This window comes from Streptomyces sp. NRRL S-378 (assembly GCF_000720645.1).
GTDB lineage: Bacteria > Actinomycetota > Actinomycetes > Streptomycetales > Streptomycetaceae > Streptomyces.
The window spans coordinates 50,302-65,885 of record NZ_JOBX01000016.1 but is presented as its reverse complement, the minus strand read 5'-3'; the positions used below and the strand labels follow the sequence as shown (position 1 = coordinate 65,885).

Annotated in this window: 9 protein-coding genes and 2 pseudogenes; 1 reads left to right on the top strand and 10 read right to left on the bottom strand. The window is 67.0% G+C overall.

Translation table 11 applies throughout. The features are described 5' to 3' along the window. Nucleotides 1–193: 193 nt before the first annotated feature. The 4 genes and pseudogenes from IH80_RS39275 to IH80_RS0114390 all read right to left on the bottom strand — a co-directional run. Nucleotides 194–577 (bottom strand): hypothetical protein, encoded by a 384-nt coding sequence (locus IH80_RS39275; RefSeq protein ID WP_037879933.1) that lies wholly within the window; start codon nucleotides 575–577, stop codon nucleotides 194–196. Beyond that, nucleotides 574–7,062: an RHS repeat domain-containing protein gene (locus IH80_RS0114400; protein ID WP_051809289.1), complete on the bottom strand. Its 6,489-nt coding sequence runs from the start codon at nucleotides 7,060–7,062 to the stop codon at nucleotides 574–576. Before IH80_RS0114400 ends, IH80_RS39275 begins: the two co-directional genes overlap by 4 nt. A gap of 150 nt (nucleotides 7,063–7,212) precedes the next feature. Next, nucleotides 7,213–10,797, bottom strand: coding sequence for a LamG-like jellyroll fold domain-containing protein (locus IH80_RS39270; RefSeq protein ID WP_234432233.1), 3,585 nt, complete (start codon nucleotides 10,795–10,797; stop codon nucleotides 7,213–7,215). Between the two features lie 996 nt (nucleotides 10,798–11,793). After that, nucleotides 11,794–12,081: pseudogene (locus IH80_RS0114390) on the bottom strand (class I SAM-dependent methyltransferase); the annotation flags it as partial. Between the two features lie 110 nt (nucleotides 12,082–12,191). Here IH80_RS0114390 and IH80_RS0114385 point away from each other — a divergent pair. Beyond that, nucleotides 12,192–12,326, top strand: a complete 135-nt coding sequence (locus IH80_RS0114385) for a helicase (RefSeq protein WP_234432232.1) — start codon at nucleotides 12,192–12,194, stop codon at nucleotides 12,324–12,326. 127 nt (nucleotides 12,327–12,453) lie between these two features. On the opposite strand, the gene IH80_RS0114380 is transcribed toward IH80_RS0114385, so the two are convergent. The 6 genes and pseudogenes from IH80_RS0114380 to IH80_RS0114355 form a co-directional block, all read right to left on the bottom strand. Then, nucleotides 12,454–12,948: a GNAT family N-acetyltransferase gene (locus IH80_RS0114380; protein ID WP_030960639.1), complete on the bottom strand. Its 495-nt coding sequence runs from the start codon at nucleotides 12,946–12,948 to the stop codon at nucleotides 12,454–12,456. Then, on the bottom strand, nucleotides 12,942–13,826 hold the full coding sequence (locus IH80_RS0114375) for a protein kinase domain-containing protein (protein ID WP_030960638.1): 885 nt from the start codon (nucleotides 13,824–13,826) through the stop codon (nucleotides 12,942–12,944). The genes IH80_RS0114380 and IH80_RS0114375 overlap by 7 nt, the downstream gene beginning before the upstream one ends. Continuing rightward, nucleotides 13,742–14,439, bottom strand: a pseudogene (locus tag IH80_RS39265) (DUF6875 domain-containing protein). The gene IH80_RS0114375 and the pseudogene IH80_RS39265 overlap by 85 nt, the downstream one beginning before the upstream one ends. After that, entirely contained in the window at nucleotides 14,436–14,843 is a 408-nt protein-coding gene (locus tag IH80_RS0114365; protein WP_030960637.1) for a hypothetical protein, read from the bottom strand. The pseudogene IH80_RS39265 and the gene IH80_RS0114365 overlap by 4 nt, the downstream one beginning before the upstream one ends. A gap of 113 nt (nucleotides 14,844–14,956) precedes the next feature. Next, nucleotides 14,957–15,358: a DUF6415 family natural product biosynthesis protein gene (locus IH80_RS0114360; protein WP_030960635.1), complete on the bottom strand. Its 402-nt coding sequence runs from the start codon at nucleotides 15,356–15,358 to the stop codon at nucleotides 14,957–14,959. Continuing rightward, nucleotides 15,355–15,540 (bottom strand): hypothetical protein, encoded by a 186-nt coding sequence (locus tag IH80_RS0114355; protein ID WP_030960633.1) that lies wholly within the window; start codon nucleotides 15,538–15,540, stop codon nucleotides 15,355–15,357. Before IH80_RS0114355 ends, IH80_RS0114360 begins: the two co-directional genes overlap by 4 nt. Between the last annotated feature and the right edge of the window lie 44 nt (nucleotides 15,541–15,584).

Here is a 15,584-nt window from a genome sequence, read left to right as displayed (position 1 = left end):
CACACGGTGTGCCCGGGGTCCATCGCTGTCCCGAGTCTGCGGCACCTGGATTTCCAGGCCTTCGCCCTGCGACCAGGGGGTTGAGCCTCGCCCCAATCCGCGCGAACCGGGCGTGGCGGGTACCTGCCCACCGCCCAGGCTTGGAGGGGGTACGAATGCTTCGCACCCCCTCCAACTGGTCGCCGCCAGCCGTCTAGTCGCTGAACGGCATCCGATCCTCGAACTCTTCATCGTGGAATGTTGGAGGCTCCCAGTTCCGAGATGCCGCCAACTCTGCGAGGAGAGGTGGAATCTCCGCGTCATAGCGCTCGACGTAGTGCGGATAGCTACTGGGCCAGATCCAGACGCCATCCGTCATCAGCTTGAACTCGTCAACGAACTCCCGATCGGGTGACAGTTCGTCACGCATACCCATGCCCCCCACGAGGATCATGTAAGAGGATCTTAGGTATCCGAGAATGCTACCCTTGTCCGGGTGCGGCTTGAGGATCGACTCGTAGAGCGTCGGCTGCCCGGAGTGACCGAACTCGATGTCCGAATAGAAACCGACCGGAATCAGCCGGGCTTTACTACTCATTTCTTGTTTCCTCCAGGGGTGAACAGCCGCCATTCCTGCCTCGATCCGTTTGCCGAGAATCGAGGAACAACACGCCCACTGTCGTAAATGTAGACATACCCATTGGGTGCCAGAACGTCCACGCCGAGCTTGTTGGAGAGGTTTTGCGCTGCGGTGGCACCATCCACCCCAGTATTGCAGGATAGCAGTCGGATCGGACCTCCACCCCAAGCTTCATCGTTCTTCACGATGTTCGCCAGGACTCGGTGGCCGAAGTTTTCACCTTTATCCCAGGAATCCACGTTACGGCCGAAATCGTGGGGCGTTCCGTGCACCACGACGTCATGAAAATCGTCAACCGAATCGGTCTTCTTCCTCGCAACCTGCTGGAAGACCTCACCCTCGCCCATCAGATAGGTACCGCCGCCGACACCCATGACGGTGACGCCACTGCCTGCCGCTTCCCCCGCTATGAGATCCGCAGCACCTTCTGCGCAAGCTATCGCTGCTGCGATACAGGCCTGGCCTGCAAGGGCGAGAACCGGGGCTGCCGTGACCGCCAGCCCGACGACTGCCGCGATACCGATGGCAACCTTTTGCCACATTGCCAGCGGCCCGCGCTCGATTTTGTCCGGGTCTACATATCCTTCTCCCGCTCCCCAGGTCATGACGCCCTTCGAGTTCCTTATCGGCTTTTCGCCCTCCTTTGTGGTAGGCGCCGGCTTGGGACCCTTGATCAACGCCTGGGTGATCTTGCCTGAGCTTTTTCCTCCGTAGCTGGTGGTCGTTATGAGGGCGCCACTCGAGCCGTCAGCGAACTGAAGCGTGTCGACGCGCGATTGGTTGTATGTCCAGCCACCCGGCCCACCGGTCCAAAACGCGTTATTCGCCTTGAGGTACGCCTCATCTGCCTGTCCACCCTCCTGCGTGATGATGGGCTTGAGGCCGGTTGGGTCCGACATGGTGACAGGGGTGTTGTTCGCGTAGGCGTAGCCGTTCAGGGACTCGTGGTCTTCGGCATCGAAGACCGGGTCGACCGTGAGGAACCGGCCCACCACCGGGTCGTACTCGCGTGCGCCAACGTGAGTGAGACCGGTCGTCGAGTCTGTGGGCTTTCCGAGGAAACCCTTGTCGTCAGGCCACGAAGACGGGCTGGGGCCGCGGCTCTCGCCGAACGGCTTGGTGAAGCGGCGGGTGACCGCCTGCGTCGTCGCGTCGACGGTCAGCGAAGCAGTGCCGTGATGATCATCGACGAGCCAGCTCAGGCCGACATTGGTTCGCACTGCCCTACCGTTGCCTGCCGCGTAGTAGCGCTGGCCGGAAAAGGTCTTCTTGACCGGGTCGTAGTGGAGTTCCTGACCATAGAGGTACAAAACGTTTTCTGTTCCACTGCGGCGTATGAGCAGATCACCGTCGGCGTTGTAGAGGTACTGGGTCGTCTTTGCGCCTTCGGTGAGGCTCTCGAGCTTCCCTTCGGTATTCCACTTCAGGGTCTGGTCGGCGCCGGCCGGAGACTTGCGGGCCGTGGTGTTGCCCGCCTCGTCGTAGGCGAAAGCTTCCGTCTTCGTTCCGGTCACGGCCGTGCGGAGCGTGTGCGGCTGGCCGCCGCCGGTGGCGGTGACGGCGGGATAGGTGTAGGTGGTCTTGGTGTCTCCCGCAGGCGCGTGCACCGTTTGGGTGTCGCGAAGCCCGCCTACCTTGTAGGTCCAGCTGTTCCAATAGGGCGCCGGTCCACCAAGGGCTGCTGCCGAGCGGGTGGTGGAGCAGTCATTCGACGTAGGTGTCCAGGCCTCCGTCAGGCGACGGTAGCCGTCGTAGGCGAAGCACTGGCTGTCCGCTGTACCGGCCTTGTTCTTGACCGAGAGGACGTTCCCGCTGGCGTCATAGGCGTAGTCGATGTCGCTGGTGTGGCCAGCGTTCGTCTCGTCAAGGGTGTGGATGTTGGTCAGGCGGCGGGTGCCGTCCTCGTAGCGATTGAGGACCTGCATCTTCTTGGCGGTGCTGGAGATGCCCAGCGTGGTCTGCTCGGCCTCTCCGAAGGGGGAGTAGCCGACGGACCGAACGTAGTCCGCCATGCCTTCCACGCCTGTCACCAGGCCCAGGCTGTTGTAGGTGTAGGCGACCGTCTCGGCGGGCAAACCGCCGACCGCAGGTAGGCTGAGGTTGCCGACTGTTCCGTCAATGTTGTAGGCCGTGGACGTGGTGAACGTCTGCGGGGCTCCCGCGACCACGAGTGGATCAGTGGCCGCCAGGACCGTTCTCACACCGGTGGCCCGGCCGATCGAGTCGTATCCGGTAACGGAATTGGCGTAGATCTGTCCAGTGGTTCCGCCGACGTACCGGATGGAGGCAGTGAGCTTGCCCTTGGCCAGAGTGTCGTAAGTGTACTTGGTGAGCTGGTGGGCGTTGTCCTTTACGCCGTCCCAGGTACCCGTTTTGCGACCGAGTTCGTCGTACTCCATGAGGATCGTCCTGGTGACGCCCCCCTGGGTGGTGGCAGCAGTCAGGACCTGATCGTTGTCATTGTAGGTAGAGGTGACGGTTCCGGAGTCGGGGTCCGTCTTGGAGATCAGTCTCCCTCTGAGGTCATAGTTGTAGGTCCACTTCGCGCCGTCGGGCCCCGTCATGGCCTGGATCTGACCGCCGCGCGCATACGTGTACTTGGTGCTGGTGAAATTGGTGCCGGTCGGCGCAGGACCGGCGTACTCCCGCCGCTCTGTGACGAGGCCGAGAGAGTTGGTGTAGGTGCGTACGCCGCTCCCCCCGGGGGCGGCAGTCACTGCGGTCTCGTCACCCGAGTAGCTCGTACTGGTTCTCCACTTCTCCTGTCCGTAGACGGAAAAGACCTCTGCGGTGGGACGGCCCGCTCCGTCGAACAGCGTCTCCGTGGCAGCGGGAACGGACCCGGAGAGCGTGGATGCGAGATCACTGCCCGGCGCGGTGTTGTCGTGGACCTGGCCATTGGTCTTGTAGGCCATGCCTCTGTCGTCGTAAAGCTTCTCCGTAATCACGCGACCGCCGGCGGGCGACGGAGCTTGCGTCTGGCGGGGCCGCATGGCCGAGTCGAAGAGCTCGTAGGAAGTGTTGTACGTGGCGCCGTCAGCCTTGAGGGTGTCGGTGCGCACCCACGTTGCCTTGTCCTGCTGCACACCGTAGGCGTAGACGATGCTGGCTGCATCGCCGAGGGTGCGGACGCGGTTCGGTTGCCACACGGCGACGAGGCGGCCGAGCGCGTCGAAGCTCCATTCCGTGACCTTGCCGTTCGCGTCGGTCAGCTTGGTTGCGGAGCCCCACGCGGGGTCGATCTCGGTCGTCGCGGAGTAGTTCTTGGGGTCGGTGACCTTCTTCTGGGTCAGGGGACCGTAGCCGGTGTCGGACGGCGTGTAGGCCGTCGTGGTCTGGCGGCCGAGGGCGTCCTTCGTCGTGACGGGCCGTCCGAGCTGGTCGTAGGTGGACGTCGAGACGTTCTGGTAGACGGGCTGGCCTGCCGTGTATCCGCTGAGCCGGTAGGCCGAGGTCGCGTCGCCCTTGGTCGGAGCGGCTCCCACGGCCTGACCGTCGTAGCCGGTGGTCAGGTCCGAGATGGCGTCCTCGGGGAACTTGAGAGCACCAAGGGCGCCGCAGCCAACGGCGTAGGTCTCGATCCGTGAGGCGAAGTTGACCAGCCAGGCCGCAGTGTTGCGGACGTAGGTTTTGACGGAGCAGGTTTCATCGCCCGACTTGGCGATGTCTCCGCTCTCGTCGACCTTGGTCGGCATTCCGTACGTCGTGTCGTACGTGGTCGTGGTGGACTTCTTAAGGGTGCCGCCGGAGATAGCAGTACGAGAGGTTGTGGTGCCGGCCTTGACGAGCCATGCCTCGGTCGTTCCCCACGCGTACTTGTGGGATGCCGTGCGGTGGGACCACGGGTCGTTGACCGCCGCGCTGATCTCGGTCTGACCGTCGTATGTGATCACTTCGCGGACGAAACCGGCGTACTGGCGTGAGTCGTCGATGGCCGTGCCGGTGGAGTCGGTGACCTTCTCCACTCGTGGGGTGCCGTCGAGTTCCTTGTCCCCGTCGAGGCCGCGCATGTAGAGGGTGAAGTTCTTGCCCTTGGGGCCGGTCTCATCACCCGTAGTCGTCGTCACCTTGGAGTAGCCGCGCCATTGTGACCAGGTGCGGTACTTCTCCTTGGTCATGCCGTCGTCGTCCGCGTACGCCCAGCCGGCTCCGCCGGCGTAGTCGTAGTAGGTCTCCTGGGTGTCGCCACCTCCGGTGGGGTCTTCCTGGAAGACCGAGGTGACGACGTACTTGTGGAACCAGTCGAGTTCGGGGGTGCCGCCGGCTTGCGACCAGTAGACGGGGAAGCAGCGCAGGGTGTTCTTGTCGGGTGATGCGGGCATCTTGGTGCCGCTGATGCACTCCGGATCGGAGTAGTTGACCGTGATGACCGAGCCGCTCTCGGACTTCACCTGCCTGACGCGCCACTTGTAGTAGCGGAGGGTGTTGTCACCGCCTTCCACGTGGTTCGGCATCTGGGCGCCGTAGAAGACGACAGGTGGCATGGCGGCATCCGTCCCTCCTGCTTTGCCCGTGGACCGGATCGACTTCAGCCAGAGGCTGGGCGCCGAGGCGTCTCCGGAGGCCGGGAAGGAGTGGTCGAGGTGCCAGTTGTCCACCTGTCGGTTGGTGGTGCCGGTGCCGGTCCAGACGTACGTGTTGACGTCGGTGAGCCGGTAGCGGGTGAAGAAGGAGGGCCCGATCAGACCAGTGCAGGCTTTCCCGGTGTCGCAGATCATGTCGAACGGGACGTCCGGCCAGTCCTTCTTGGTGTCTACGGTCAGCGAGGTGCAGCCGCCGGCCACGACGCACCGCTGGGCGTAGATGAAGGTGACCTTCTGCGCGGCGGGCTTGGTGAAGAGCTGGTCGGCGCGCTGGCCGTAGTCGATGCGCTTGAGGTATCCGCCGCGAGTGTAGGGCGTGCCGGGTGAGGCGACGCCGGACTTCGCGTAGTTGTTCTGTTCCTTGCCGTACCAGTAGGTCATGGCGTTGTTGTGGGTGTCGACGACGTAGTCGAGGTTCCACTTCCATGCCTGGTTGCAGAAGGAGGCCTCAAAGCTGGCGCCGTGGCACGGTTCGCCTACATCGTCACCGGAGACGGGGACGGTCCACGTCGAATCGGTGACTTCGTCGTCGGCCGCGGTGCCGTGATCGCTCCAGCCAGCGAGCTTGTGCTGGCCGAAGTAGTACTGGAGGCCGTCGGTCGTGGTGATCCGCCAGTACTCGCCGTTGTTGTCGCCGTTGGGGGCGCCCGTGAGGTGCTCGACCCTGGTGGCGTCGTCGTTCTTGAGGCGCCACGTGCCGCCGGTCGCCTCGGACTGCGCAGCCGTCGTGCAGGCGGCATCGGTGCTGCAGTCGTTGACGAGTTCGGCGGCCCTGCCGTTCAGGACGAGGGCGGCATTGGCGTACTTCCAGCACAGGTCGCCCTTGCCGGTCTGCCCGTCTTCCCTGCACGAGCCGTACTTGCGCTCGATGTACGACTCGGTGATGGAGAATCCCTCACCAACGACGGAGGTCTGGTTGTTCTCGGCCGAAGTGCGACCGTCGACGCTGCCTGAGTTGTAGCCGATGGAGAGCTGGGGAGCCGGTCCCGCCGTGGCGGGCGGTACCCGCATCGGATAGTTCCAGTTGAAGTCGCCGGTGGATCCACCGGCTTCCCACGTCGCGGAAGGCCCCAGGGGGGTCGCGCCGTAGTCGCCCGCCGAGGACGACGATCCGGCCTCCGCGGCCAAGAGCATGGGGCCGGCGGCCAGGCTCTTGGCCTGTACCTCCGCCGTCAGTGTCTTCGCCGTGGTGTTGTTGTCGCCCGCGATTGGCCTTCGTGTACGGCACTCCATGCGCTCGGGGTGCGTGAGAGCACAGGCAGGAAGCTGCACCAGGTGCAGTCGGGTGCCGTAGTCGCCGCCATACATGGAACCGAAGGTGGAGTAGTCCAGCGAGAACTGCATGGTCTCGCCCGCCGGTGCTTGCGCAGCGGTCAGGCCCAGCAGAACACCTGCCACGCCGGCACGCTCTGCGGCCTTTCGGTCGTGGACCTGCACACGGACACTGTTCGTGTCGGAGGTGATCGCACGAGGGTCCTTGCGCTCCACGGCGCCGATGCCGGATACGGCCTTTGCGGGCTGTCTGCCGTCGCGCAGGGCGACGATGAGGTCCCCTGTGGCTCTCTGGGCCACCTTCCCTGGGGCGGCGCTGAGCGTGACCTCACCGGCGCTGGGCCAGTGCGCGGCGGCGACGGCCTGCTTCGCGCGTTCGGCGGCGAGGTCGGCTTGGTCGGTGGGCGCCTTGGTGTTCCGCTTCTTGAAGGGCACCACTTTGTCGATCTTCGGTTTCGTGGGTTCGGGGAACGTGTTCCCGTTGCCGGCGGCTGTGGCGCCGAGGCTGGGGCCCAGCAGTGGTGGCAGGAGCGCGAGTGAGAGGGTCACTGCGCCGCGAGCGAGCCAGCGGCCGAGGGTGCTGTGCACCCTTGTTCCGCGTGCGACAGGTTTCACGATGGATCTTCCTGTGGTGAGTGGGCAGGACAAAGCCGCCCCGTGGTTTTCCGGGGCGTATGTAGGGAAGGTGTGGGTGTGGCCCGGCCAAAACGGCCGGGCCACAAACAGATGGGCTGAGGTCTACTGCTCGCCCGCGTAGAGATCGCCGATGGCCGAAGCCGACATGGCGCCCGTCCAGACGCGGACGTCCGCGATGTGGCCGGGGAAGTACCGGGTCAGCACGCTGTCAGACATGCCGCGCCCCACCTCGAAGTTGCCTATCGCCTGCCACGGAGCCGTGTGAGAGATGCCCGTAGATCCGCCGGACTGAGCGGTGTTCACGTAGAGGAGCATCCCTCCACGGGTGACGGCGTCGCCGTCACCCGTGGCCCTCGCCTGCTGCGCGTCGTACACGACGGTCAGACGAACCCACCGGTCCTTATCGGCAACGTCGGACTGGGTAACGGTCGCGTACGATGGAGCGTTCACGTCACTGGTGGGACGAGCAAACTTCCACTTGCCAGCGCTGGAACCAGCGGCCTGCTCGTAGCGGAGCGACCAGGAGGAATTCGCCGTTCCGGACTGGCCCATCACACGGACGTTGTAGCTCTTCGTCGTGTCCTTGAACTTCTCGCCGTCCAGCCGAACCCAGGCCGTGGCGGTGAAGGATCCGGTCTCGTCGACCAACGGGCCGGTGACACTGGCATATGAGCTGGTGCCGTTCAGTGCCATCACTTGCCGCGTGGGGAGCCCGATGTCCGCATTCCCGACGGTGTCGGGGTCGATTCCCAGGGTGGCGCCGTTGAGCGTCATCGTCCGGCCGTAGCCGGAACTGTCCGCAATCGCCGCTCCCCCGGCCGTGGCCGTGGTTGCGTTCCAGTCCCCCACCTTGGTCGCGATCGGATCTCCCACCCTGCCGTCGCTCGCGTCCTCGTCCTCGAGGCTCGCATCCTGGGCGATCTCGGATTCCGTCAGTCCCCGGGACCAGGTCTTGACCTCATCGATCGCACCGGGGAAGTAATCGACGTACGTGCCCCTCCAAAGGGCCCTGCCCACTTGGAGGGCACCATTGGCCTTCCAGACGGCCGGTACGGCGGTTGCTTCCTGCATCCGGCCGTTGACGTAGAGACGCATCTGCTGGCTGGCAGCGTCGTAGACGGCCGTCAGATGCGTCCAGACACCCGGGGTCGCAGGCTGCTTCCCCGCGGCCCTGTAGTACGTGACGGACTCGGTGGTGTCCGCCTTCGGGATGCGGAACGACCAGACGTTGGCCGTGGCCTCGTAGGAGAGGTAGAAACCGCTGCCCGCCGTGCCGTCGACCCCGAGGAGGGTCTTGACCCCGGTTGTCCCGGTATTCAGGCGGACCCATGCCGAGACCGAGTAGGACTTCGTGTTGTCGAACGGTGACACGGCGGAAGAGGCATAGCCGGTAGTGCCATTCGTGACCAGCGCGCCCGACCCGGCTCGGGACTGCGACGTGAAGGACGCCGAGCCTGCGAGAGTCAGGGGACGCTTCGTCTGCCCGGAGTTGGTGTCGGCGCCGGAGCCGTCGAAGGACCAGACACCAGCCGGAGCTTCAGCGCCCTTGACCTTGAAGCTGTAGTACCCCGTAAGGGAACTATGGCCGGCGGCGTCGTAGCCCCACACCTGGATCGTGTTCTCGCCGGGCTGATCCGGAGAGATACTCACCGTCGTCGCCGTACCCACGGGGACGGCGATCGGGCTGCTCTGGGCACCGCTGTTGAGACGCCACGTGTACGAGACGACGTCGGACTGGATACCGGCCAGCGTCGCGTTGGTGTCGACCGGGGTGAAGGTGAACTTCCCTGGTACGCCGACTCCGCCCGTGGCAGGGTCTGTGGCGGCCGGCTTGTAGATGCCGTCCGCGCTGGCCACCGTGGGCGCCGGTGGACTGTCGGTGTCGATGCGGAAGTAGCACCAGGTGGACCAGTCCGAATAGAGGATCCCGGTCTCTCCCCGGTCTGTCGCGTAGTAGGCCTTGGTGATGAACCGTGCCGCATAGTCGGTCTGGGGAGCCAGGGCCGGGGCGGTGAAGTCCCGTAGGGCATCATCCGCCACCCAGGCGTTGTCGGGCGACGAGGTGCCCCAGACCACCTGGGATCCGTCGGCCTTCCATACCTCGACCGCGGCTTGGAGCTGCGCCTGCGACCCGTCGGGGGACTGGACGCCGGCGAGGAACCGCGGCGTCGTGGTGCTGGTGACGAAGGGTGCGGTCGAGGAGTTACACGCCCGCCCCGTGGTGCCGCTTTGGATGCCGACGGGGTCCGGCACGCCGGGCTTGGAGATGTAGGTGACGGACAGCTTCGCGTCACTGCGGAACCGGGCCCACGAAGCAGCGTCGGACTCGTCCTCCGCGCGGAGCTCAAGGGTGAGGTTCGGGCGCTGCGTGTCCACGGACCACTGGACGGTGGGCGTCAGATTCTCGTCCGACTCGTCCGGGTTGTCGTTGAACCGGAGCCAGTCCGCAGGCTGGGACGGGCTGCACAGTGTGCCCCTGCCCATGGCGGACCAACGGTCGCCCATCAGGTCGGCATAGTTGGGCTTCGAGCCCCACGACGTCGAGCTCGAGATGTCCTGGTCGACCCGGACCAGCCAGTAGTTGTGCTGCGAGCAGGTGAAAGTCCAGGTCTGGTAGGCCTCGAAGGTCGCGTCCAGGATCTTCTTGCCGTACAGCGAGGTCATCGGATACTCGAAGTACATGCGCTGCGTGTACGCGGAGTTCGAGCAGAGGTAGCCGCCATAGTTGGAACAGCGGCCAACACCCTTGTCTCCGGTGAACTCCCAGAAACGGTCGCCATCGGAGGACAGCGCCGTCCAGTCGGCCGCAGTGAGACCGCTCACCGGGGGGTCGATGTACACGGGGAACGCGGTTTCCGGGCTGCGCAGCAGGCCGAGGTCGGGCTTCAGCTCGAGGTTGCCGCCGTTGATTGCGGCCGATACGTCAGCGGTCTTGTCGCCTTGGTCCGGCGCTCTGGAGGGGTCCTGGGGGGCCTCGCCGTCGTTGGGTTGCGGCATTTCGGAGGCCGAGCGGGTGGCGAGGACGCTGAAGGCCGAGGCCTTCTTTTCCTTTTGTTCGCCGGTGGAGTCCCACATCTTGCCCGCTGGGCTGTCGAAAACCGTCGCGCCGTTGGTGTCGACGAAGCGCAGCCCGCCGTCCCGCCCCGGGAGCGTTTTGAGGTTTGCGGTCTTGACCGTCATGGTCAATTTGTCGAGCTTCGGATTTTTCGCCGCAGTAGCGGTCTTGACCACGAGGACCTGCGTGAAACCGCTGGCTGCCGCAGTGAGTTTCAGGTCGACGTCGGGCAGCACGTTCGCGTATGTCGCTGTACTGCCGGAGAGGGTGGGCTCCGGCAAGGCGTCGGGCCAGGAAAGCGACACTTTCCTAGCCCCCTTCGTCAGCGTGACCGTGTCGTCGCCTGCGCCGCCACGCGAAAATTGCACGCGAGTCGCCGTCGATCTGGCTTTTACGCTGCCGTCGGCGCCCGCGACGAGGGTGGTGTCGATCGGCGCCCACGACCCGTCGTCCTGACGGGCGCGTACCGGGGCGGCGCTCGATTCGAGCGTGAACGTGCCGTCCGGGTTGGCGAACAGCTGGGATGTCTCGGTGCGACTCGCTTCCACCTCGGTCCGTACGCCGGATCGGACGGCCTGCTTCCCTGCCGGGCCTTCGGTCAAAGGCCCGGGGGCGCTCTCGGTTGTGGTCACTGGCTGGGCCCATGAGGGACCAGCCAGGGTCGGCGCCACCGTCGCCGCCACAGCTATGGAAATGAGGACGCACGCCTTATTTCGCGCACGCCAAAACGAACCCCTCAAACCCCGCCCCCTACTTACAAGATCTTTACTATCCGGCCAAATATCACGCCCTTCTTTGCGCACGTCAAGCGTGATAAGAGTCACGGGAGAATCAATCGCCGCATAAGGGACCTTCAGCTCTAAGAGTGGAGAATCCACTACGCCGCACCCGTTTTCAGTTGCCTTAGACACGCAGACCAACAGACCTGACGTCGCCTGAGTATCGGCCCCGTCTTCCAGCGCTCCACGAGCTTCCTGCAGCGCTTGAGTACTCGTCAATCTATTGAGTAGGGACAGGAGTTTGTGTGATACGAGGAAAATTGAAGCCTTGACCGACGGCGGGGCAGGGGCGTTTCAAAGTCGCGCTGATCAAGGCGGAAACGGCCGCCGCAGGACTCCACGGACCGGCTGACACGAATCGTGCAGTCCCTGCGGATCGCGGCACCTTCAATACTTGGCTCCGACGGTCGGGTGATCAGATAGACACACGTGTGGGCCACGGCCTGCCGCGCCTACGTGAGTGTCTCGGTGTCGAGGCGTCCTTTGGGGGGCGTGGGGGACCAGGTGGGTACTGCTCATCGGTGCCTCGCCGGGTCATGTGGCCGCAGGGGTGGTGCGGTCTCGTTCGTCGGACGTCGACCGCATCCCGACGGTAGGAACGGGCGGGATGCGGTAGGGCTGACGTGAGAGGGTGACGCCGCGACTTCGGGAGCTGTCTTGCCACGTGATGTGGATGCTGGGCAAGCCCTCCGCACCGGAGGGCTTGCCCAGCAGAACCCGTGACCGGTCGGCCGGCCGGTCGTGACCGATCCGTCTCTCCCGATCGGTCAACCAGCACGTCTGCACCCTGGCCGATCCATGCAACTCCCGGCATGGGCGGTGACCGGTCATCGATCACGTGCCATCGGTCAGCCGCGCCCTGGCCGTGAGGTAGCTGACGCGGCGGTGCGGCGGTAGGTGGTGGAAGCACCCTGAGTCGACGACCAGGTCGTACGGGCCGCTCAACTCGGTGGCGGGGAGGGCGAAAGCGTCACCGCACAGGAAGCGGATGTCGACTCCAGCCTCGTGGGCCCGGTCCTCGCTCCAGGCGACGACAACAGGAGAGAGGTCGACGGCGTCCACCTCGAAGCCGCCCGCTACGAGGTGGGACGCGTCCTCGCCACAGGCGAGGCATACAGCCAGCCCGCCCACCACAAGAAAGGGACAAAGCCCCGACGCAAAACCGACGCTGACCGCGATCACAGCACGGCATAGGCTCGTCACAACTCGGCCCACCGGGCTTGGTCACCCCCGAGTCCGGATGCCACGTGGAGCGGCTGGAGGACGGCACGGAGGTCAAGCTCGCCGTGTTCCTGAGCAACACCAAGAGCCGCCGGGCGAAGCTGACCGCCGACAAGCTCCAGGCCCTGGCCGCCCTCGGGTTGGAGTGGGCGGCGGCGTGACACCGAACGAGTCCCGGCGCGCTGTGCGCCCCGGGAGCCTTCGCCGTCTCCGGCGGCAGCATCGCACTGGAGTGCGTGTAGGGCCTGGGGACTTGGGCCGCTGGCCCCTGGTGCGTGGCGCACTGGTTCAGGTGTCCGTGGCATCCAGTGCGTACAGCTCGTAGGGGATGGCGGTTCCGTCGTCGCCGGGCCGGTCGGACGTGCCGATGCGGGTGAACCCGGCTTTGACCAGGACGCGGCCGGAGGCGGGGTTGTCGGGGTGGTGCATGGCCTCCAGCCGGGTCAGGCCGGCGGTGGTGAAGGCTGCGGAGACCACGTGGTGGGCGGCGTAGGTGGCGTAGCCGTGCCCCCAGCTGTCGTCCCGGAGGATGTAGCTGATGGTGCCCATGACCGGGGTGCGGCGCCGCAGGGAGATCAGGCCGATCAGCTCGTCCTCGGTGACGATGCCCCAGCTCCACTGTGCCCGCGGGGTCTCGGCGGCTCGGGCCAGGGCTGCGCGGATCTTCTCGTGGGCCTGGTCGAGGGTGAGGGGCTGGCCGGTGGTGTGCCGGATGGAGGCGCCGCTGTAGACGCGGGTGAGGGCGGGGGCGTCGGCCAGGGCCAGGGCGCGCAGGGTCACCATGCGGCAGTCAGCTCCTTCGCGGTGGGGCGGTCGGCGGGGTCGGGGGCGAGGCACGCGGTGATGGCGTCCTCGAATGCGGGGAACGGCCAGGGCCGGACGTCGCGCAGCGTGGTGGTGGCGCCCTTGGCGATGACGGCGAGCTTCTCCAGCCGGTCGAGGTCGTCGTCGTAGGGGACGGGGCGGTGGCCGGTCCAGCACCAGAACAGGGAAGCGCCCAGGCTCCAGATGTCGGCGGCCGGCTGCGCCTGGAGGTGTGTGTCCGCCGGGGTCGCGAGGACTGCGGCGGCGAGTTCGGGGGCGGTGGTGTGGGTGAGCGCGCCCCGGTACGGGACGCGGCGGCCGTCGCCGGGGCCGCAGGCGAGGGCGTAGTCGATGACCGCGGCGTGGCCGCCGGGCTTGACGAGGGTGTTGGTCGGCTGGACGTCGGCGTGGGCCCACCCGGCGGCGTGCATGAGCGCGAGCTGCTCCGTCCAGGTGCGGGCGATGCCCGCGAGCCAGGGGCGCACCGAGGCACGGTCTCCTTCCGGGCCGCGGGGGAGGGCGAGGGCCCGCCACAGGGGCGCACCGTCGATCCAGTTGACGGCCAGCCACCGGCCGCCGTCGAAGGTCCCGGCGCTCACCCGGTAGTCGGAGCTGAGGGCGCCGGCGGCGGTGAGGCGGAGGAGGTGGTCGTCCTCCTGGGCCATCTCGGCGGCCTTGTCGCGGGCGTTGTCGCCGTCGGGGTCGTTGGTCTTCAGCGCGACGGCGCCCTGGGGGCCCTGGATCTTCCAGGCCCGGGAGCCGCGCCGGTCGCTCAGGAGTTGGATCGCGGTGGGTTCGCCGGTGTGTCCGGTGAGGAGGGCGACGGCTTCGCCGGGGGGAGCAGGTGCCTGGCCCATGTGCGGATCTCCTTCCAGTCGGTGGGGATGTGCTCGAACACGTCGCGGCCGTCGTCCTCGGCCGCGGCGAGCGCGGCGGCCAGGTCGGGGGTCGCAGCGAGGAAGCGCGGGTCGCGGCGGCGTACGGCGGCCCTCACGGGGAGGAACGAGGCGGGGGCGGCGGGGTCCGGTGGCCGGCCGCGGAGACTTCCTCTTCGCCCGCGTAAAACTTGCCGAACATCACCCCGACGGGGCCGTAGAGGTGTTTCAGCACCCAGTGCGGCCAGGCGAGCAGGTCACGGTGCCGGGCGCCGGGTACCTCGCCCAGCAGGACGATGTTCTCGCACCGCAGGACGCCGTGCGGCCGGTTCAGCAAGGGCCGCAGATGCTCCGCGGCCTGGGCGCCCGCGTGGAAGAGCTCCGCCTGGACCGCGTCGGCGTCGCCGTCGGCGCGGTAGACCGTCCAGGTCGTCAGACCCTGCTGGAGCGACGGGGCGAGGTAGGGGCAGTGGGCGGTCATCCGGCGCGCGTACTCGCTGACGTCCACAGATCTCGGCCGGGTGGTGCTGGCCTCAACGAGGCGCAGCGCCCCGGCGGTGGGCCGGGGCGCTGCGCTGGTGCGGCCGGTGGTCACCGGCGGGCGGTCTCCTGCTGGTCGGGCGTGACGTCGTCGCCGTCGCCGCCGCCGGCGGGGCCGCAGTCCCACTCCGCGACCACGGTGCCGGTCTGCCGGTAGCGGGCGACGGCGGTCTGGTCGACGGTGCCGTCGGCGTCGGTGAACCAGATCTCCGGCAGCGGCCCGTACGCCTCCTCGTAGGCGGCGACCCAGGCGATCGGGCCGTGGCCGTTGTTCGCGACGTGACGGATCGGCTGCCCGGCGGTCTCCAGGCACAGAGCCTCGTAGGCCGGGGTGCCGAGCAGGTCGTGCCACACCCTGTCCACGGCCGGGGAGAACGTCTCGGGTGCGGACTGGCCGCTCTTGAAGCGCTGGCCGGTGATGGTCAGGAACCGGCGCAGTTCGGTGGTTGCGGTGCTCACGGTGGTGCCCCTCTCGTTGTCGAGTGGTGCTCCCCCGGCCCGGGTTGGGCCAGGGGTGGTGCCGTGCACCGCGCACCCGGAGGGATCCGGTCCCGGCCGGGTGCGCGGTGGTCTCAGGAGGCCGCCGCGGCGGCCTGGGGTGCGACGGCCACGAGGCGGTCCAGGCGCTCGTACAGGGCGCGGACGAGCCGGGCCCGGTTCTGGGCGCAGCGGGTGCTGCCTTCGGGCGGGACGGACAGGCGGCGGTCGGCTTCCTCGAGGACGACGTCGGCCAGGGCGCGGGCGGCGTGGTCTTCGGGCAGCAGGTCGGCGGCGCGGCGGACGTCGGCGGCGACGGCGCGGGCGGTGCCGGTGAGGAGCAGGGCGATCTGCTGGAGGTCCGCGGGCGGCAGGCCGGGGTTCCCGGTCCATCCGAGCACGGCCTTGACGAGGCACTTGTGGAGCTCCCGGTCGAGGGGGAGTTCGGTGTCGAAGCGTCCTTCGGGATCGTGGAGGACCAGGTGCGTGCTGCTCATCGGGCGCCCGCCGCGTCGTCGTACTGGTCGTGGTCGCCGGTGTCGGCGGCCGGGGCCTGGACGGCGAGGAAGCGGGCGTAGCCGCGGTCGGCGCGGGCTAGCAGTGCCGGGGAAGGCTGGCCGAAGGCGGACAGCCGGAGGCCGGTGCTTCTCGGTGCGCCGGCGGGTGTGGGTGCGCTCATGGGCACCGCCTCCGTGTGCTGGGGTGCGTCGGTGTCGTTCGACG